This is a genomic window from Falsirhodobacter sp. 1013, from assembly GCF_051195255.1.
Taxonomy (GTDB): Bacteria; Pseudomonadota; Alphaproteobacteria; order Rhodobacterales; family Rhodobacteraceae; genus Falsirhodobacter.
In genome coordinates, this window is sequence record NZ_JBNJLK010000002.1 from 231,076 (window position 1) to 248,569 (window position 17,494).

Consider the following 17,494-nt stretch of genomic DNA (forward strand, 5'->3'; position numbering starts at 1 on the left):
GCTGTCAGAGGTATGATGCGGGGCGGCTCAGGTCCAGCCCCGAAGGGGGAAACATGCAGGGCTTCGTGGCCTTGGGCGGCAATCGCCCGCATCAGCACCGCCCGCCGGCCGCCCTGCTGCGTCTGGCGCTGGACGCGTTCGCGGCCGAGGGAATCACCCTGAGCGCCGTAAGCCCGTTCTATGCGACGCCGGCTTTCCCCGCCGGTTACGGTCCTGACTACGTGAACGGGGTGGCCGCGGTGGACTGGAAGGGCGCGGCGAAGGATCTGCTGGCCGCGCTGCACCGCATCGAATCCGGTGCGGGGCGGGAACGGACGCTGCGCTGGGGTCCGCGCACGCTGGATCTGGACCTTCTGGCCTTGGGCGATCTGGTGTGTCCGGACGCAAAGCACTGGCAGGACTGGCACGATTTGCCAGCCGAACGCCAACGGACCGAGGCGCCCGACCGCCTGATCCTGCCGCATCCCCGTCTTCAGGACCGGACCTTCGTGCTGGTGCCATGGGCCGACATCGCGCCTGATTGGCGTCATCCGGTTCTGGGGCGGACGGTGGCGGAACTTCTGGCCGTGCTGCCCGATGCACACCTTGTCAATAGGCTTGATTTCGCGTAAGACACCCGTTCTATGCCCCTCATTCTGGAGAGACCGATGGCCCGCGTGACGGTCGAAGATTGCGTTGACAAGGTTCCGAACCGGTTCGAACTGGTGATGCTGGCCGCGCACCGTGCGCGCGAAATCGCCACCGGCTCCCCCATCACGGTCGATCGCGACAACGACAAGAATCCCGTCGTGTCCCTGCGCGAGATCGCGGACGAGACGCAGCCCGCCGACGCGCTGCGCGAACGCCTGATCGAAAGCCACCAGACCCAGATCGAGGTGGACGAGCCGGAAGAAGACCGCATGGCCACCCTGATGGGCGGCGAGGCGGATCGCCCGGCCCAGGACGACATGTCCGAGGAAAAACTGCTGCGCGCCCTCATGGAAGCGCAAGGCCAGAACTAAGCGGATGCGGCAAGGATGATCGACCTCGACGACCTGATCACCCTTGTCCACAATTACAATCCGCGCACCGACATCGACCTGATCACGCGCGCCTACGAATATGGCGCGCGCATGCATGAGGGGCAGTTCCGCCAGTCCGGAGAGCCCTATTTCACGCATCCCATCGCCGTGGCCGCCATCCTGACGGAACAGCAGCTGGACGATGCGACCATCGTCACCGCCCTTCTGCACGACACGATCGAGGACACGAAGTCCACCTATGCCGAGGTGGAGCGGCTGTTCGGCACGGATGTCGCGGAACTCGTCGACGGCGTGACGAAGCTGACCAACCTCGAGCTGTCCTCCACCCAGTCCAAGCAGGCGGACAACTTCCGCAAGCTGTTCATGGCCATGTCGCGCGACCTGCGCGTGATTCTGGTGAAGTTGGCCGACCGTCTGCACAACATGCGCACCATCAAGTCGATGCGCCCGGAAAAGCAGGCGCAAAAGGCGCGCGAAACGATGGAGATCTTCGCCCCGCTGGCCGGCCGCATGGGCATGCAGTGGATGCGCGAGGAGCTGGAGGATCTGGCCTTCCGCGTCCTGAACCCCGAGGCGCGCAATTCCATCATCCGCCGCTTCATCACGCTGCAGCGCGAAACCGGCGACATGGTGCACGACATCACCGCCGACATCCGCAACGAGCTGGACAAGACGGGCATCGACGCCGCCGTCTATGGCCGCGCCAAGAAGCCGTATTCGATCTGGCGCAAGATGCAGGAAAAGGACCTTGCCTTTTCCCGGCTGTCCGACATCTACGGCTTCCGCGTCATCTGCGAGCATGAGGCCGACTGCTACCGCATCCTGGGCGTGATCCACCACCGCTGGAAGGCGGTGCCCGGCCGGTTCAAGGACTACATCAGCCAGCCCAAGCAGAACGGCTACCGCTCGCTCCATACCACGGTGCAGGGACGCGACGGCAAGCGGGTGGAGGTGCAGATCCGCACCCGCCAGATGCACGAGGTCAACGAGGCCGGCGTCGCCGCCCATTGGGCGTATCGCGAAGGGCAGCGGGTCAAGAACCCCTTTGCCGTGGACCCCCAGCGCTGGATCGCCAGCCTGACCGAACGTCTGGACGACGAGGATCACATCGCCTTCATGGAAACCGTGAAGCTGGAGATGTACACCGACCAGGTGTTCTGCTTCACGCCCAAGGGGGATGTGTTCCAGCTGCCCAAGGGCGCGACGCCGCTGGATTTCGCCTTCGCCATCCACACGCGCATCGGGTCGGCCTGCGTGTCGGCCAAGGTGGACGGCATCCGCGTGCCCTTGTGGACGCGCCTGCGCAACGGCCAGTCGGTGGAGATCATCACGGCCGAAGGCCAGCGCCCGCAGTCCAGCTGGATCGACATCGTCACCACCGGGCGGGCCAAGGCCGCCATCCGCCGGGCCCTGCGCGAGGATGATCGCGGCCGCTTCGTGCGTCTGGGGCAGGAACTGACCCGCGCCGCCTTTGACCAGGTCGGCCGCAAGATGACCGACAAGGCCCTGCGGACGGCCGCCAAGATGCTGGCCGTCCCCGACGAGGTGGAGCTGATGGCGCGCATCGGCGCGGCCGAACTGGCTGCCCGCCGCGTGGTGGAGGTGCTGTATCCCGAAGTGGCGCAGGGCGTCGAAGAGGTGGTCCTGCGGCCCGTCGTAGGCCTGCCTCCGGGCCAGACCTATCGCCGCGCCGCCTGCTGCCAGCCCTTGCCGGGCGAACGGATCGTGGGCATCACCTATCGCGGGCAGGGGGTCGTCCTGCACGCCATCGACTGCCCTGCGCTGGAGGACATGGAAAGCCAGCCCGAACGCTGGGTGGACCTGCACTGGCAGCCCGGCCGCCATGCGCCCATCCACGATGTGGGCCTGGACATCACGATCGCGAACGATGCGGGCGTCCTCGGGCGCGTCTGCACCTTGATCGGAGAGCAGAAGGCCAATATCTCCGACCTTGCGATCACGGACCGCAAGCCCGACTTCTACCGGGTCCTCGTCGACATCGAGGTGCGGAACGTGGAGCATCTGCATCTGGTGATGACGGCGCTGGAAGCGGAAAGCCAGGTGGCCCAGATCGCCCGCGCCCGCGATCTGGGGCGCAAGCCATGAAAGGTCGGCCATGGTCTTCAAGCGGCGCACTCCGCGCAGCCTGCCCGAATGGGCGCGAGAACTGGTGTATCCCAAGGGCGGGTTCCGCCGGGCCACGCAATATGTGATGCACCGGATGCGCCGGCTGCCCGACCAGCCGGAGCGGGTGGCGCGGGGCTTTGCCGCGGGCGTCTTCATCAGCTTCACGCCGTTCTTCGGCTTCCATTTCCTCGGATCGGTGGCCATCGCCTGGGCGCTGCGCGGCAACATCCTGGCCGCGCTTCTGGGCACCTTCGTCGGCAATCCCGTGACGACGCCGATCATCGCCATCAGCTCGGTCGGGCTGGGGCAGTGGATGCTGGGCATTCCCGGCGTGCTGGAGCTGCCGCAGATCGCGCGGGCCTTCGGGCAGGCCGGAAACCAGTTGTGGGACAACGCCATGGCCATCTTCACCGACAAGGTGATGCACTGGGACCGCCTGATCGATTTCTTCCACGACATCTACCTGCCCTACATGATCGGGGGGATCCTGCCGGGGATCGCGGTGTCCCTGATCTTCTACTGGCTGACGGTGCCGCTGGTGCGCGCGTATCAGCGGATGCGGGCCCATCAGGCGGGGGAGCGGGCAGCCCGACGCTCGGCCCTGCGGCCGCCGCGCGAATAGCTTGCACCCCGTTCCGGACGCCCGTATCCCCTTGCCATGGTCTTCCGGCGACGCAATGAGCAGACGTTCTGGGAAAAGCTGCGCCGGACGCTTTGGCCGCGCAGCGGGTGGAAGCGTGCGGGGCAGTATCTGTGGCACCGCATCGTCCGTTTGCCCGACGATCCCCGGCGCGTGGCGCGGGGCGTGTTCGCGGGCATCTTCGCCTGCTTCGGCCCCTACCTGTTCCATGACTACGTGATCGCGGTCGGACTGGCCTGGATCATCCGGGGCAACGTCTTTGCCGCCCTTGTCGCGTCCTGTGTGAACAACCCGCTGACGCTGCCGCTGTTCGCCACCCTGTCGGTCACGCTGGGCCAGCATCTGCTGGGGATCGGGCAGGGACTGCCGTCCTGGCAGATCGTGGGCTTCTTTGCCGGCGCGGTGTCGGACATCGGCCACAACCTTTGGGCGCTCGTATCGGACGCCGACATGAACTGGCTGGGGCTGACGCTGTTCTTCCAAAACATCTACCTTCCCTATCTTCTAGGGGGCACGCTGATCGGCATTCCGGCGGGCTTGGGCGCCTATGCGGCGGTGCTGTCCCTGGTGCGGGCCTATCGCGGGTTGCGCACCGCACGGCTTCGCGCCAGAAACGAAGCATTGCGCAAGAACGGGGGCCAAGGATCATGACGCTGCGTCTGGGTGTGAACATCGACCATGTGGCCACCGTCCGAAACGCCCGCGGCGGGTCCTGGCCCGACCCCCTGCGCGCGGCCCTGCTGGCCGAGGCGGCGGGGGCCGATGGCATCACTGCCCATCTGCGCGAAGATCGCCGCCACATCCGCGACGCCGACATCGAGGCGCTGATGGCCGGCATTTCAATCCCCCTGAACTTCGAGATGGCCGCCACGGCCGAAATGCAGGCCATCGCCCTGCGCCACAAGCCCCACGCCGTCTGCGTCGTGCCCGAAAAGCGCGAGGAGCGGACCACCGAAGGCGGGCTGGACGTGGCGGGGGATGAGGCGCGGCTGGCCGACTTCATCGCCCCCCTGCGGGAGGCGGGATCGCGCGTGTCGATGTTCATCGGGCATGACGCGGCGCAGATCGAAGCCTCGGCCCGGATCGGGGCGGCGGTGGTCGAACTGCATACCGGCCATTATTGCGAACTGATCGCCGAAGGGTGCGAGGTCGAGGCCGCCGCCGAACTGGCCGCCCTGCGGGAGGGCGCGGCACATGCCCACCAACTGGGGCTGGAGGTTCATGCGGGCCATGGCATCAGCTATGACACCGTGGCCGCCTTCGCGTCCTTTCCGCAGGTGGTGGAGTTGAACATCGGGCATTTCCTGATCGGCGAGGCGATCTTCCGCGGCCTAGGCCCCGCGATCGAAGAGATGCGCCACCGCATGGACGCCTCCCGGTCCGCGATCGAAGGCTGACCGGATGATCCTGGGCATCGGCACCGATCTTGCGAACATCGAACGTGTGGAACGGACGCTGGCCCGCTTTGGCGACCGTTTCCGCAACCGCTGCTTCACCGAGATCGAGCAGGCCAAGGCCGAGCGTCGCCGCGACGTGGCCGGCACCTATGCCAAGCGCTGGGCCGCCAAGGAGGCCTGTTCGAAGGCGCTGGGCACCGGGCTGCGCATGGGCATCGCCTGGAAGGACATGGCGGTGACGAACCTGCCCTCGGGCCAGCCGGTGATGCACCTGACGGGCTGGGCGGCGGAACGCCTCGCCTCCATGACCCCGCCAGGGCACGAGGCGGTGGTGCACGTGACCCTGACCGACGATCACCCCTGGGCGCAGGCCTTCGTGGTGATCGAGGCGCGACCCTTGGCAGGCGCGGTTCACGTCAGCGAAACTTGACTTATGCGCGGCCCCCGCGCATGAAGCGCCGGATCACAAGGGGCCATCCATGTTCGCACGCAGGAAGAAGACTGAGGAAAAGGGCGGCGTCGTCGAAACGATCAAGACGGTCGTCTACGCGCTGCTGATCGCGGCAGTGTTCCGCACGCTGTTCTTCCAGCCCTTCTGGATCCCGTCTGGGTCGATGAAGGACACGCTGCTGATCGGCGATTTCCTGTTCGTGAACAAGATGGCCTATGGCTATTCGCGCTTTTCCTGCCCCTTCGCGCTGTGCCCGATTTCCGGACGCATCTTCGCGTCGGAGCCGGAGCGTGGCGACGTTGTCGTGTTCCGCCACCCTGTCAGCGGCGCCGACTTCATCAAGCGCCTGATCGGCCTGCCGGGCGACACGGTGCAGATGCGCAATGGTGTGCTGTGGATCAACGGTCAGGAAGTGCCCCAGACGCCGAACGGCACCTTTGCCGAAACCTACGAACCGCAGGGCCCGATGGGAAACCTGCCGCGCTGCGCCAACGCACCCGTGGGTCAGGGCGGCACCTGCGAAAAGCCGATCTATACCGAAACGCTGCCGAACGGCGTGTCCCATGACGTTCTGGACATCGACCCGAACGGCTTTGCCGACAACACCGACGTCTACACCGTTCCGGCCGGCCACTACTTCTTCATGGGCGACAACCGCGACAACTCCGAGGACAGCCGCTTCAGCCAGGCCGTGGGCGGCGTGGGCATGGTGCCCGCCGAATACCTGATCGGCCGTGCGGACCGGATCATGTTCTCCTCGGCCGGACGTTCGCTGCTGTATTTCTGGACATGGCGCGCCGACCGCTTCTTCAAGGCGGTGGATTGAAACTCTCGGCCGATCTCCGTGCGCTTCAGACCCGTCTGGGGCATGAATTCCAGCGTCCCGAACTTCTGGTTCGGGCGCTGACGCATTCGTCCATCGCCTCCGCCACCCGTCCTTCGAACGAGCGGATGGAGTTTCTGGGCGACCGGGTGCTGGGTCTGTCGATCGCCGATGCGCTGGTCCGGGCCGACCGTGCCGCCGCCGAAGGGCAGCTGGCGCCGCGCCTGAACGCCCTGGTGCGCAAGGAAACCTGCGCCGCCGTCGCCCGTGAATCGGGCGTGGGGGAAGCGCTGAAGCTGGGCCGGTCCGAGATGATGTCGGGCGGCCGCCGCAAGGAAGCGCTGCTGGGCGACGCGATGGAGGCGGTGATCGCCGCCGTTTATCTGGACGCCGGGTTCGACGCCGCACGGGACATGATCCTGCGCCTTTGGGGCGACCGGATCGCCTCGGCGGATGTCGACGCGCGGGATCCCAAGACCTCGCTTCAGGAATGGGCGCAAGCCCGGGGACAGCAGCCGCCAAGCTACACGGCGCTTGACCGTTCGGGTCCCGATCATGAACCTGTGTTCACGGTCGAGGTTCGGCTGGATTCGGGCGAGACCGAGCGGGCCATCGCCCGCACGAAACGCGCCGCCGAACAGGCGGCCGCCAAGGCGCTTCTGGCGCGGATGGAGAATTGAGATGACACGCGCAGGCTTCGTCGCCCTGATCGGAGAGCCGAACGCCGGCAAATCCACCCTGCTGAACCGCATGGTGGGCGCGAAGGTGTCCATCGTTACCCACAAGGTGCAGACCACCCGCGCCCGTATCCGCGGCGTCGCGATGGAAGGAGACGCGCAGATCGTGTTCGTGGACACGCCGGGCCTCTTCCGCCCGCGCCGCCGTCTGGACCGCGCGATGGTCGCCGCCGCCTGGGGCGGGGCCGCCGACGCCGACCTGATCGTCCTTCTGATCGAGGCGCATCGCGGCCTGACCGAAGGCGCGGCATCCATCATCGATTCGCTGAAGGACCGCGTGCCGCAGGGCGTCCGCGTGGCGCTGGCGATCAACAAGATCGACCGCGTGAAGGCCGAGGCGCTTCTGGGTCTGGCCAAGGACATGAACGAGGCGTTCCCCTTCGTCGAGACCTTCATGATCTCGGCCGAGAAGGGGCACGGGGTGGACCGGCTGAAGCAGTGGCTGGCGTCGCAGATGCCCGAAGGGGAGTGGTTCTATCCCGAGGACCAGATCGCCGACCTGCCGATGCGCGTCATCGCCGCCGAGATCACGCGCGAGAAGCTGACCCTGCGCCTGCACGAGGAACTGCCCTACCAGCTGACGGTGGAAACGGAGAAGTGGGAGGATCGCCCCGATGGGTCCACCCGCATCGACCAGATCGTCTATGTCGCCCGCGACGGCCACAAGGGCATCGTGCTGGGCAACAAGGGCGAAACGATCAAGCAGGTCGGTCAGGCCGCCCGGGTCGACATCACCGAGTTCATCGGCCGCCCGGCGCACCTTTTCCTTCAGGTGAAGGTCCGTCCGAACTGGCTGGAAGAGCCGGAGCGCTATACGGAGATGGGCCTCGACTTCAAGGACGGCAACGCTTGAGTCGACTGACGGCGGACTTCTGGGTCCGCGCCTATCTGGCGCGGCTGCGTCTGGCCGACATTCCCGCCTTCATCACGGCCAAGGGGGATGCGACCGCGGGCGCCGTGCTGGTGAAGCTGGCCACGCTGGACGGACAAGCACGCGCCTTTCAGCGCAGCTTCGATCTGATGACCGGCGATCGGGCCTGGGTCGTGCTGGCCGAAGGGGACGAGGCGGGGGTGGACGCCGCCGTCGCCCGGCAGCGCGGTTTCGACCGCGACCTGTGGGTGATTGAGGTGGAGGACCGCCAAGGGCGAACTTTGCTGGACGAGCCGGGTCTTTCCGATACTTGATACGTCATGGAATGGCGGGACGAAGGGGCGCTTCTGTCCGTGCGGCAGCACGGGGAAAGCGCCGCGATCATCGAAGTGTTCACGGCGACGCATGGGCGTCATGCGGGGCTGGTGCATGGCGGCGCCTCGCGCCGGATGGCGGCCGTGCTTCAGCCGGGCAACCAGTTGGACGTGACATGGCGCGCGCGGCTGGATGACCAACTGGGCACCTATCACGTGGAGCCCCAGAGCAGCCGAAGCGTGCTTCAGGACCGGCTGGCGCTGGCGGGCCTGAACGCCGTCTGCGCGATGCTGCGGGTGACGCTGCCCGAACGCGAATCCCATCCAGCGCTTTACGCCCTGACGATGCGGTTGCTGGACGATTTGGGGGCTGCCGATTGGGGCACCGATTACCTGCGTTGGGAAATGCGCCTGCTGGAAGAGGTGGGCTTCGCGCTGGACCTGACCCGCTGCGCCGTCACCGGCAGCATGGACGATCTTGCCTTCGTCAGCCCCCGGACCGGGCGCGCCGTGTCGCGGGCGGGGGCGGGGGAGTGGGCGGACCGCCTGCTGCCCTTGCCGGCGGCCCTTCTCGGGCAGGGCGGCGGTGCGGAAGGCTGGCGCGAGGGGTTTGCCCTGACCTCCCACTTCCTGACGCGCGCGTTGGAGCGGGACCTGCCCGAGGCGCGCGCGCGGCTGGTCGATCTTCTGCTTCGGGTTGCGTTGGCCGGCCCGAAGGCCGATGGATAGGCCGCAACGAGGGGGGAGATGATGGATCAGATTGCCGGATTGCCGCAGGCCGCCTTCTGGGCCGCGATGGGTGTGACGCTGGTTGCCGGCGTCGTGAAGGGGGCGATCGGTTTTGCCATGCCCATCGTGATGGTGGCGCTGTTTTCGACCTTTCTGCCGCCCGAATACGCGCTGGCGGGCCTGATCCTGCCGACCCTGACCACGAACATCCACCAATCCTTCCGCAACGGCCTGCAGCCCGCGGGGGAGGCGGCCTGGACCATCCGCCGCTTCGTCATCGCCACCATCGTCTTCATCTTCGTGTCGGCGCCTTTCGCGGATTCGATCCCGCATGTGGCGTTCCTGCTTCTGCTGGGGGTGCCGATCACGCTCTACGCCCTGCTTCAGCTGTCGGGTCGCACCATGGCCATCCTGCCCAAGCACAAAGTGCCCGCCGAATGGGGGCTGGGTGCGATTGCCGGCCTTTACGGCGGCGTGTCGGGCATCTGGGGGCCGCCGCTGATCATCTTCCTGCTGGGCGTGGATTATCCGAAGGCGCTGAACATCCGGATGCAGGGGATCGTCTTCATGGTCGGAGCCTTTGCCCTGCTGATCGCCCACCTGACCACGGGCCTGCTGACGGGCGACCGCCTTCTCTTCTCCGCCGCACTGTCCGTGCCGGCCTTTGCGGGCATGCTTCTGGGCCAGCGCCTGCAGGACAGCTTCGACCAGAAGGTGTTCCGGAGATGGACGCAGATCTTCCTGATCGCCACCGGCCTGAACCTGATCCGGCAGGCGTTGATGTGAAAAGGGCGGCCCTTAGGCCGCCCTTTTCCTTCCATCCGCGCGGTCCGGTCAGCCGATCGCGGCGGCCTTCACGTCTGCGTCGATGTACGGGACGTATTGCGCGAAGTTGTCGGCGAACATCGTCACCAGCTTCTTGGCCTGCGCGTCATAGGCGGCGGTATCGGCCCAGGTCGAACGCGGGTCCAGCAGCTTGACGTCCACGCCGGGCACGTCCACCGGAACCTCGAATCCGAAGTTGGGGTCCTTGCGGAACTGCACGCCGTCCAGGCTTCCGTCCAGCGCGGCCGTCAGCAGGGCGCGGGTGGCCTTGATCGGCATCCGCTTGCCTGTGCCATAGGCACCGCCGGTCCAGCCGGTGTTCACCAGCCAACAGGAGGCGCCGTGCTTGGCGATCTTTTCCTGCAAGAGCTTGCCATAGACTTCCGGACGGCGCGGCATGAACGGCGCGCCGAAGCAGGTGGAGAAGGTGGGAATGGGTTCCACGACGCCGCGTTCCGTGCCCGGCGTCTTTGACGTGAAGCCCGACAGGAAGTGATACATCGCCTGCGCCGGGGTCAGCCGCGCAATGGGCGGCAGCACGCCGTAAGCGTCGCAGGTCAGCAGGATCACGTTCTTCGGATGCCCGCCCAGACCGGTGTCCGACGCGTTGGAGATGTAGTCCAGCGGATAGGCGCAGCGCATGTTCTGCGTCAGGCTCGCATCCTCGAAGTCCAGTTCCAGCGTTTCGGGATCATAGACCATGTTCTCGATCACGGTGCCGAACTTCTTCGTCGTGGCGTAGATCTCCGGCTCCGCCTCGGCGGAGAGGGAGATGGTCTTGGCATAGCAGCCGCCTTCGAAGTTGAAGGTGCCGCGGTCCGACCAGCCGTGTTCGTCGTCGCCGATCAGCACGCGCGACGGGTCGGCCGACAGCGTCGTCTTGCCGGTGCCGGACAGGCCGAAGAACACCGCCGTGTCGACCGGGTTGCCGACCGCGTGGTTGGCCGAGCAGTGCATCGGCATCACGCCCTTTTCCGGCAGGATGTAGTTCAGCAGCGTGAAGACCGACTTCTTGTTTTCACCGGCGTATTCCGTGCCGCCGATCAGGATCAGCTTGCGTTCGAAGTTCAGCGCGATGACCGTGTCGGAGCGGCAGCCGTGGCGTGCGGGGTCGGACTTGAAGCTGGGGCAGTTGATGATCGTGAAGTCGGGGGCGAAGCGATCCAGCTCCGAACGCTCGGGGCGGCGCAGGAGGTGGCGGATGAACAGGCCGTGCCAAGCCAGTTCAGTTACGACGCGCACGTCCAGGCGGTGCTGGGGGTCGGCGCCGGCGTACAGATCCTGCACGAAGTAGTCCTTGCCCTTCATGTGGGCCAGCATGTCGTCATACAGGCGGTCGAAGGCCGCCGGTTCCATCGCGGCGTTGTTGTCCCACCAGATGGTGTCTTCCACGCCGGCGGTGCGGACGACGTGCTTGTCCTTGGGGGACCGGCCCGTATAGGCCCCGGTGGAGACGAGGAAGGTGCCACCCTGTCCGACACGGCCCTCGCCGCGCGCGATGGCGGCTTCCATCAGTCCCGGTTCGGTCAGGTTGTAATGGACCTTGCCCAGCCCGTAGATGCCCTGATCGTCCAGTGTCTTGGCCGGATTCACGCGTCCAATCGTCATTTGCAAGCTCCCCGATGCCGCGGCACGCGGCATTTCAACCCCGGTTCGGCCCCGGAACGGGGGCCGGTCCCATGCTGCCGCCATGTGACAGTTTTTCGTATAGCATGGGGAATTTTGAAAAGAATAGGCCGGAATCAGTACGTTAGCGCAACCACCCCTTGTTTAGCGCAACCATCACGGCGGTCGGGCGGTCGTCCGCGCAACGGGGCTTTAGATTGGCGCGAAACGGGCAGGATCACGATTGCCGGTTGTAAGTGATTCTAGGTAATGGAAGAAGGCGAGAGAAGACGTTAACACATTTGAAAGACCTGCCGCCGATGTCGCGTATCGCGCTTGTGGATGATGACCGCAACATTCTGACATCGGTGTCGATGGCGCTGGAGGCGGAAGGGTTCGACGTGGAAACCTTCAGCGACGGGCAAAGCGCGCTGGAAGGATTCGCCCGCCGCCTGCCCGACATGGCCGTGCTGGACATCAAGATGCCCCGCATGGACGGCATGGACCTGCTGCAGCGCCTGCGCCAGATCAGTGCGCTGCCCGTGATCTTCCTGACCTCCAAGGATGACGAGATCGACGAGATCCTAGGCCTGCGGATGGGCGCGGACGATTACATGAAGAAGCCCTTTTCCCAGCGCCTTCTGGTGGAACGGATCCGGGCCGTTCTGCGCCGTCACGCCGCGCGCACCGAACGCGCCGCTCCCGACGACGACCGGCACCTGCTGGACCGGGGGCATCTGCAGATGGATTCGCTGCGGCACGCCGTGAACTGGCGCGGGCAGGAGATCAACCTGACCGTGACAGAGTTCCTGCTGCTGCAGTCGCTGGCCGGGCGCCCCGGCTTCGTGAAGACGCGCGACCAGCTGATGCAGGATGCCTATCCCAACGAGGTGCATGTGGACGACCGCACCATCGACAGCCACATCAAGCGGCTGCGCAAGAAGCTGCGGATGGTCGATCCGTCGTTTTCCGCGATCGAGACCCTTTACGGCATCGGCTATCGCTACAACGAGATGTGAGTCATGTGCAGGGTGGGGGGGAGCAGGCTGCATCGTTTCACGGGCTCGCGCCTTTGGCGGCGGATGGTGGGATTCAACCTCGTCTCGCTGGGGGTGATGTTGGCGGCGATGCTGGTCCTCAGCCCGACGCGGGACATGATGGTGCAGCAGCGTCACGAGGTGCTGGCCCTTCAGGCCCGCCTGATCGCGGTCGAGGTGGCCAAGGGCGACGGGCTGGACGCGGTGCCACCCACCATGGGGCAGGAGGTCACGCTCCTGTCGGCCAGCGGCGCCGTCCTTTCGACCTTCCGCGGGCCCGCCGCGCCGGCCCCCGGCCTTTGGACGCGCCTGTCGCTGCACGACGGCAACCCCTGGCTCAGCGCCGAGGCGCAGGTGGCGGGCGGCAGCCGGGTGGTTCTGCGCGAGTCGCTGGCCATGGTGAACGGCGTGGTGCAGCAGGATTACCGGCGCATGCTGACCATCTTCGCGGCGGCGCTTCTGGTGTCGGTCGGTCTCAGCCTGACGCTGGCGTCGCGCATCGCGCGGCCCCTGCGCGACCTGACCGCCGCCGCCGGACGGCGGGAGGAGGGGCGCGTGGCCCTGCCGGACATGACCGCCCGCAGCGACGAGATCGGCCGCCTGTCGGAAGCGCTGCGCGGCATGGTGGACGCCCTCTACGACCGGATCGACGCCAATGAACAGTTCGCCGCCGACGTGGCGCACGAGATCAAGAACCCGCTCGCGTCGCTCCGGTCGGCCGTCGACACGCTGCGCGTCGCGCGCGAGGATCAGCGCCCCCGTCTGATGGACATCATCGACCATGACGTGCGGCGGCTGGACCGGCTGGTGACTGACATTTCCAACGCGTCCCGCCTCGACAGCGAACTGGTGAAGGAGGAGGAGGAGCCCGTCGACCTGACCGCCATGCTGCGCGGGCTGACCGACAACATGCGGCATCAGGCCTCCGAGCAAGGCGTGACGCTGGTGGCCGATCTGCCCGACACCACCATCGCCCTTCAGGGGCTGGAAGCGCGGCTGGCGCAGGTCTTCGTCAACGTGATCTCCAACGCGCTGTCGTTTTCCGCCCCGGGCGACACGGTGCGGGTCTGGGCGCATCATCGCGCAGGCCGCGCCCTTGTCGTGGTGGAGGACGAGGGCCCCGGCATTCCCGAAGAAGCGCTGACCCAGATCTTCCGCCGCTTTTATTCCGAACGGCCCGAGCGGCAGTTCGGCGAACATTCGGGGCTGGGCCTCTCCATCTCGCGCCAGATCGTCGAAGCCCATCGCGGCGTCATCTGGGCCGAGAACATTCCCGACGGCGGCGCGCGCTTCGTGATCGGACTTCCCGCGTGATCCTGCACGCGTCAGCGGTGGCATGGCAGGGGCGGGGGGTGCTGATCCTTGGCCCCTCGGGCAGCGGCAAGTCGATGCTGGCGCTGGAACTGATGGGTCTTGGCGCCGTGCTGATCGCCGATGACCGGACCGAAATCGACCCGGACCTGACCGCCCGCGCCCCCACCGCCATCGCCGGCCTGATCGAGGCGCGGGGCGTCGGCCTTCTGCGCGCGGACCATGCCCCGGCGCGTCTGGTGCTGGCCGTCGATCTGGGCCGGCCGGAGCCGGAGCGTTTGCCGCAAATCCGTCACACTCTTGTGCATGACATGCGACTGCCCCTTGTGTTGGGGCAGGGGCAGGGTCACCTTGCCTGTGCGATCTTGCAATATCTGAAGGGCGGGCGGCAGGCGTGAGCGATCGGACGTCGATCACGGAAGGACACCGGCTTGTGCTGGTCACCGGCCCCTCGGGCGCCGGGCGGTCGACGGCCATCAACGCGCTGGAGGATCTGGGCTACGAGGTGATCGACAACCTCCCGCTCAGCCTTGTGCCGCGGCTGGTCGAGGGATCCCCCGTTGGGCCGATCGCGCTGGGTCTGGACGTGCGGAACCGCGATTTCGCGGCGACCGCTTTGATCGAGCTGATCGACCGGCTGACGCGGCGGCCCGAAGTGTCGCTGGACGTACTGTATCTGGATTGCTCGGCCGATGAGCTGATCCGCCGCTACAACCAGACGCGTCGGCGGCATCCCCTGGGCATGGAACCCGCCGAGGCCATCGCGCGCGAGGTCGACCTTCTGGCCCCCGTTCGCGTGCGCGCGGACAACTTGATCGACACGACCGAGATGTCGCCCCACGACCTGAAGGCGGAGATCGCCCGCTGGTACGACCGCGACGCGATGTCCCGCATGTCGGTGGCGGTGCAGTCCTTTTCCTACAAGCGCGGGGTGCCGCGCGGGGTGGACATGATCTTCGACTGCCGGTTCCTGTCCAACCCCCATTGGGTGCCCACCTTGCGCGATCTGGACGGACGGGACGCGGCCGTGGTGGATCACATCCGGCAGGACCCGAAGTTCGAGGAGTTCTTCACCCGCGTCCGCGATCTGGTCCTGTTCCTTCTGCCCGCGCAGCAGGATGAAGGGAAAGCCCATCTGGCCATCGGCTTCGGCTGCACGGGCGGGCAGCATCGTTCGGTGGCACTTGTTGAAATGTTGGCCTATGTGCTTGCACAGCAAGGCTGGCCGGTGTCAAAACGGCATCGTGAACTCGAACGCAGGGTGGCCTTATCGCTCCCGACGCAGGCAGGATGAACGCGTGATCGGAATCGTGATCGTGGCACATGGCGGATTGGCGAGGGAATACCTCTCGGCGGTGGAGCATGTCGTGGGCAAACAGCCCGCGATGGCGGCCATCACGATCGAGGACGAGCACGATCGCATTGCCAAGCAAGCCGAAATCAGCGCGGCCGCGCATGCCGTCGACACCGGGGGCGGTGTCGTCGTGGTGACGGACATGTTCGGGGGATCGCCCTCGAATCTGTCGCTTCCCGCCTGCGCGGGGCGCAACCGGCGCATCATTTATGGCGCCAACCTGCCCATGCTGATCAAGCTGGCCAAATCCCGCGAACTGCCGGTGCAGGACGCGGTCGCGCTGGCGCTGGACGCCGGGCGCAAATACATCAACAGCCTTGATCTGGGTGAAGCACAGTGATCCGTCGCGACTTGCGCATCGTCAACGAAAAGGGCCTGCACGCGCGCGCCTCGGCCCGCTTCGTGGAGGTGGTGGAGGAGTTCGACGCCGAGGCCACCGTGTCCAAGGACGGGATGGACGTGTCGGGCGATTCGATCATGGGGTTGCTGATGCTGGCGGCCTCGCGCGGGACCAGCATCGGCGTGGTCACCACGGGCCGGGAAGCCGAAGCGCTGGCCGACGCGCTGGAAACGCTGGTGGCCAATCGCTTCGGCGAGGAGCATTAGACCTTTGCGGTCAGTTCCGGGACGAGGGTGAAGACATCACCGACGAGGCCGTAGTCGGCGACCTGGAAGATCGGCGCGTCCTCGTCCTTGTTGATGGCGACGATGACCTTGCTGTCCTTCATGCCCGCCAGGTGCTGGATCGCGCCCGAGATGCCGCAGGCGATGTAAAGGTCCGGCGCCACCACCGTGCCTGTCTGCCCCACCTGCCAGTCGTTGGGGGCATATCCCGCATCCACCGCCGCGCGCGACGCGCCCACGGCCGCGCCCAGCTTGTCGGCCAGCGCCGTGACGATGCCGAAGTTCTCCTCCGACCCGATCCCGCGGCCGCCTGACACCACGATCCTAGCCGAGCCAAGCTCCGGCCGGTCCGTCGCCGCGATGTGATCGGCGACCCAGGCCGACAGGCCTGCATCCGCCAGCGCTACAGGCTCCACCGGGGCGGGGGCGCCGGTGCCCGCGGGGGCGAAGGCCGTCGTGCGCACCGTCAGCACCTTCACCGGATCGGCCGAACGCACCGTCTGCACCGCGTTGCCGGCATAGGCCGTGCGGGTGAAGGTCGCATCGTCCACCACCGCCAGAACGTCGGGGATGATCATCACGTCCAGAAGCGCCGCCACCCGCGGCAGGATGTTGCGCGTGTCCGAGGTGGAGGGCGCCACGATGTGGCTGAACCCCGACAGGTCCGCGATCAGCGTGGCCACGGGTTCGGCCATGACGTGGTCGGCCGCGGCGTGCAGCACGCGCGCCACCCCGTCCAGCGCCGCCACGCCCGAAGCGTCGGGCCCCACCACCAGCGCCGTCACCTCGCCCAGGGCCTTGGCGGCCGTCAGCGCGCGCGCTGTCGCATCGAGGCTGCCCGCCTCGGCCAGAAGAAGAACGGCCATCAGAGCACCCCCGCGTCTTTCAGTTTCGCCACCAGCTCGTCCACCGAGCCGACCTTGATCCCCGCCGCCCGCATCACCGGTTCTTCCGTCTTCAGCACCGTCAGCCGCGGGGCGATGTTCACGCCGTAATCGGCGGGCGTCTTCTCCTCCAGCGGCTTCTTCTTGGCCTTCATGATGTTGGGCAGGCTGGCATAACGCGGCTCGTTCAGGCGCAGGTCGGCCGTCACGATCGCGGGCAGCGCCACGCGGATCGTCTGCATGCCGCCGTCGATCTCGCGCTTGACAAGGGCCGCGTCGCCCTCCACCTCCAGCTTGGAGGCGAAGGTCGCCTGGCCCCAGCCCAGCAGCGCCGACAGCATCTGCCCCGTCGCGTTCATGTCGTTGTCGATCGCCTGCTTGCCCGCGATCACCAGCGAGGGCCCTTCGGCCGCCACCACCTTCGCAAGGATCTTGGCCACCGCCAGGGGCTCGATGTCCGTGGCCGCGTCCTCGGACGCCGTCACGAGGATCGCGCGGTCCGCGCCCATCGCCATCGCCGTGCGCAGCGTGTCCCCCGCCTGCTTCACCCCGATCGACACCACCACGACCTCGGTCGCGATCCCCTTCTCCTTCAGGCGGATCGCCTCCTCCACCGCGATCTCGTCGAACGGGTTCATCGACATCTTCACGTTCGCCAGATCAACACCCGTTCCATCCGACTTCACCCGGACCTTCACGTTGTAGTCAATCACGCGTTTGACCGGCACAAGAACCTTCATCCG

Annotated in this window: 21 protein-coding genes and 2 pseudogenes; 20 read left to right on the forward strand and 3 right to left on the reverse strand. The window is 66.7% G+C overall.

The window, feature by feature from the left end:
* The first annotated feature begins 53 nt into the window (after window positions 1-53).
* Genes folK through ACSHZY_RS04700 form a run of 13 tightly spaced genes read left to right on the forward strand, consistent with a single transcriptional unit; the run spans window position 54 to window position 9,897 of the window.
* Window positions 54-611 carry a 2-amino-4-hydroxy-6-hydroxymethyldihydropteridine diphosphokinase gene (gene folK / locus ACSHZY_RS04640; RefSeq protein ID WP_435166109.1) on the forward strand — a complete coding sequence of 186 codons (558 nt, stop codon included), beginning with the start codon at window positions 54-56 and terminating at the stop codon, window positions 609-611.
* 36 nt (window positions 612-647) lie between these two features.
* A complete protein-coding gene (gene rpoZ, locus ACSHZY_RS04645; protein ID WP_271975867.1) occupies window positions 648-1,001 on the forward strand; it encodes a DNA-directed RNA polymerase subunit omega in 354 nt (117 codons plus the stop codon).
* 15 nt (window positions 1,002-1,016) lie between these two features.
* Entirely contained in the window at window positions 1,017-3,128 is a 2,112-nt protein-coding gene (locus ACSHZY_RS04650; protein WP_435166113.1) for a RelA/SpoT family protein, read from the forward strand.
* A gap of 10 nt (window positions 3,129-3,138) precedes the next feature.
* Complete coding sequence (locus ACSHZY_RS04655) at window positions 3,139-3,771, forward strand: DUF2062 domain-containing protein (RefSeq protein WP_435166116.1); 633 nt, start codon at window positions 3,139-3,141, stop codon at window positions 3,769-3,771.
* A 36-nt stretch (window positions 3,772-3,807) separates the two neighbouring features.
* Window positions 3,808-4,440, forward strand: coding sequence for a DUF2062 domain-containing protein (locus ACSHZY_RS04660; RefSeq protein ID WP_435166119.1), 633 nt, complete (start codon window positions 3,808-3,810; stop codon window positions 4,438-4,440).
* The gene (locus tag ACSHZY_RS04665; protein ID WP_435166122.1) at window positions 4,437-5,186 is read left to right on the forward strand and encodes a pyridoxine 5'-phosphate synthase; all 750 of its coding nucleotides are present in this window, start codon (window positions 4,437-4,439) and stop codon (window positions 5,184-5,186) included. The genes ACSHZY_RS04660 and ACSHZY_RS04665 overlap by 4 nt, the downstream gene beginning before the upstream one ends.
* Window positions 5,187-5,190: 4 nt before the next feature.
* A complete protein-coding gene (gene acpS, locus ACSHZY_RS04670; RefSeq protein WP_435166125.1) occupies window positions 5,191-5,616 on the forward strand; it encodes a holo-ACP synthase in 426 nt (141 codons plus the stop codon).
* 49 nt (window positions 5,617-5,665) lie between these two features.
* Window positions 5,666-6,463 carry a signal peptidase I gene (lepB, locus tag ACSHZY_RS04675; RefSeq protein WP_435166128.1) on the forward strand — a complete coding sequence of 266 codons (798 nt, stop codon included), beginning with the start codon at window positions 5,666-5,668 and terminating at the stop codon, window positions 6,461-6,463.
* Window positions 6,460-7,140: a ribonuclease III gene (gene rnc, locus ACSHZY_RS04680; protein WP_435166131.1), complete on the forward strand. Its 681-nt coding sequence runs from the start codon at window positions 6,460-6,462 to the stop codon at window positions 7,138-7,140. The genes lepB and rnc overlap by 4 nt, the downstream gene beginning before the upstream one ends.
* A 1-nt stretch (window position 7,141) precedes the next feature.
* Entirely contained in the window at window positions 7,142-8,050 is a 909-nt protein-coding gene (gene era, locus ACSHZY_RS04685) for a GTPase Era (RefSeq protein ID WP_435166134.1), read from the forward strand.
* The gene (locus ACSHZY_RS04690) at window positions 8,047-8,382 is read left to right on the forward strand and encodes a DUF1491 family protein (protein WP_435166137.1); all 336 of its coding nucleotides are present in this window, start codon (window positions 8,047-8,049) and stop codon (window positions 8,380-8,382) included. The genes era and ACSHZY_RS04690 overlap by 4 nt, the downstream gene beginning before the upstream one ends.
* Window positions 8,383-8,388: 6 nt before the next feature.
* Entirely contained in the window at window positions 8,389-9,111 is a 723-nt protein-coding gene (gene recO / locus ACSHZY_RS04695) for a DNA repair protein RecO (protein ID WP_435166140.1), read from the forward strand.
* 21 nt (window positions 9,112-9,132) lie between these two features.
* Window positions 9,133-9,897 carry a sulfite exporter TauE/SafE family protein gene (locus ACSHZY_RS04700; RefSeq protein ID WP_435166143.1) on the forward strand — a complete coding sequence of 255 codons (765 nt, stop codon included), beginning with the start codon at window positions 9,133-9,135 and terminating at the stop codon, window positions 9,895-9,897.
* 48 nt (window positions 9,898-9,945) lie between these two features.
* On the opposite strand, the gene ACSHZY_RS04705 is transcribed toward ACSHZY_RS04700, so the two are convergent.
* Window positions 9,946-11,544, reverse strand: coding sequence for a phosphoenolpyruvate carboxykinase (locus ACSHZY_RS04705; RefSeq protein WP_435166146.1), 1,599 nt, complete (start codon window positions 11,542-11,544; stop codon window positions 9,946-9,948).
* 317 nt (window positions 11,545-11,861) lie between these two features.
* Between ACSHZY_RS04705 and ACSHZY_RS04710 the strand changes: the two genes are divergently transcribed.
* The 7 genes and pseudogenes from ACSHZY_RS04710 to ACSHZY_RS04740 all read left to right on the forward strand — a co-directional run bounded on the left by ACSHZY_RS04710 (window position 11,862) and on the right by ACSHZY_RS04740 (window position 15,849).
* Window positions 11,862-12,560, forward strand: a complete 699-nt coding sequence (locus ACSHZY_RS04710; protein ID WP_435166148.1) for a response regulator — start codon at window positions 11,862-11,864, stop codon at window positions 12,558-12,560.
* Between the two features lie 3 nt (window positions 12,561-12,563).
* Window positions 12,564-12,740, forward strand: a pseudogene (locus ACSHZY_RS04715) (sensor N-terminal transmembrane domain-containing protein); the annotation flags it as partial.
* Between the two features lie 159 nt (window positions 12,741-12,899).
* A pseudogene (locus ACSHZY_RS04720) lies at window positions 12,900-13,892 on the forward strand (sensor histidine kinase); the annotation flags it as partial.
* Entirely contained in the window at window positions 13,889-14,287 is a 399-nt protein-coding gene (locus ACSHZY_RS04725) for an HPr kinase/phosphorylase (RefSeq protein WP_435166151.1), read from the forward strand. The pseudogene ACSHZY_RS04720 and the gene ACSHZY_RS04725, both read left to right, overlap by 4 nt.
* Window positions 14,284-15,183 carry an RNase adapter RapZ gene (gene rapZ, locus ACSHZY_RS04730; RefSeq protein WP_435166154.1) on the forward strand — a complete coding sequence of 300 codons (900 nt, stop codon included), beginning with the start codon at window positions 14,284-14,286 and terminating at the stop codon, window positions 15,181-15,183. The genes ACSHZY_RS04725 and rapZ overlap by 4 nt, the downstream gene beginning before the upstream one ends.
* Window positions 15,184-15,187: 4 nt before the next feature.
* A complete protein-coding gene (locus ACSHZY_RS04735) occupies window positions 15,188-15,583 on the forward strand; it encodes a PTS sugar transporter subunit IIA (RefSeq protein WP_435166157.1) in 396 nt (131 codons plus the stop codon).
* Window positions 15,580-15,849 carry an HPr family phosphocarrier protein gene (locus tag ACSHZY_RS04740; RefSeq protein WP_435166160.1) on the forward strand — a complete coding sequence of 90 codons (270 nt, stop codon included), beginning with the start codon at window positions 15,580-15,582 and terminating at the stop codon, window positions 15,847-15,849. The genes ACSHZY_RS04735 and ACSHZY_RS04740 overlap by 4 nt, the downstream gene beginning before the upstream one ends.
* On the opposite strand, the gene ACSHZY_RS04745 is transcribed toward ACSHZY_RS04740, so the two are convergent.
* Both ACSHZY_RS04745 and ACSHZY_RS04750 read right to left on the reverse strand, forming a co-directional pair.
* Entirely contained in the window at window positions 15,846-16,733 is an 888-nt protein-coding gene (locus ACSHZY_RS04745; protein ID WP_435166163.1) for an electron transfer flavoprotein subunit alpha/FixB family protein, read from the reverse strand. The genes ACSHZY_RS04740 and ACSHZY_RS04745 overlap by 4 nt on opposite strands.
* A complete protein-coding gene (locus tag ACSHZY_RS04750) occupies window positions 16,733-17,491 on the reverse strand; it encodes an electron transfer flavoprotein subunit beta/FixA family protein (RefSeq protein ID WP_435166166.1) in 759 nt (252 codons plus the stop codon). The genes ACSHZY_RS04745 and ACSHZY_RS04750 overlap by 1 nt, the downstream gene beginning before the upstream one ends.
* Between the last annotated feature and the right edge of the window lie 3 nt (window positions 17,492-17,494).

Bases quoted from the DNA above. Each gene is read 5' to 3' on its own strand.
- acpS (WP_435166125.1), top strand. From the start codon at position 5,191: ATGATCCTGGGCATCGGCACCGATCTTGCGAACATCGAACGTGTGGAA.
- era (WP_435166134.1), top strand. From the start codon at position 7,142: ATGACACGCGCAGGCTTCGTCGCCCTGATCGGAGAGCCGAACGCCGGC.
- lepB (WP_435166128.1), top strand. From the start codon at position 5,666: ATGTTCGCACGCAGGAAGAAGACTGAGGAAAAGGGCGGCGTCGTCGAA.
- rpoZ (WP_271975867.1), top strand. From the start codon at position 648: ATGGCCCGCGTGACGGTCGAAGATTGCGTTGACAAGGTTCCGAACCGG.
- recO (WP_435166140.1), top strand. From the start codon at position 8,389: ATGGAATGGCGGGACGAAGGGGCGCTTCTGTCCGTGCGGCAGCACGGG.
- ACSHZY_RS04655 (WP_435166116.1), top strand. From the start codon at position 3,139: ATGGTCTTCAAGCGGCGCACTCCGCGCAGCCTGCCCGAATGGGCGCGA.
- ACSHZY_RS04650 (WP_435166113.1), top strand. From the start codon at position 1,017: ATGATCGACCTCGACGACCTGATCACCCTTGTCCACAATTACAATCCG.
- ACSHZY_RS04665 (WP_435166122.1), top strand. From the start codon at position 4,437: ATGACGCTGCGTCTGGGTGTGAACATCGACCATGTGGCCACCGTCCGA.
- ACSHZY_RS04745 (WP_435166163.1), bottom strand. From the start codon at position 16,733: ATGGCCGTTCTTCTTCTGGCCGAGGCGGGCAGCCTCGATGCGACAGCG.
- ACSHZY_RS04700 (WP_435166143.1), top strand. From the start codon at position 9,133: ATGGATCAGATTGCCGGATTGCCGCAGGCCGCCTTCTGGGCCGCGATG.
- ACSHZY_RS04705 (WP_435166146.1), bottom strand. From the start codon at position 11,544: ATGACGATTGGACGCGTGAATCCGGCCAAGACACTGGACGATCAGGGC.
- folK (WP_435166109.1), top strand. From the start codon at position 54: ATGCAGGGCTTCGTGGCCTTGGGCGGCAATCGCCCGCATCAGCACCGC.
- ACSHZY_RS04710 (WP_435166148.1), top strand. From the start codon at position 11,862: ATGTCGCGTATCGCGCTTGTGGATGATGACCGCAACATTCTGACATCG.
- ACSHZY_RS04750 (WP_435166166.1), bottom strand. From the start codon at position 17,491: ATGAAGGTTCTTGTGCCGGTCAAACGCGTGATTGACTACAACGTGAAG.
- ACSHZY_RS04660 (WP_435166119.1), top strand. From the start codon at position 3,808: ATGGTCTTCCGGCGACGCAATGAGCAGACGTTCTGGGAAAAGCTGCGC.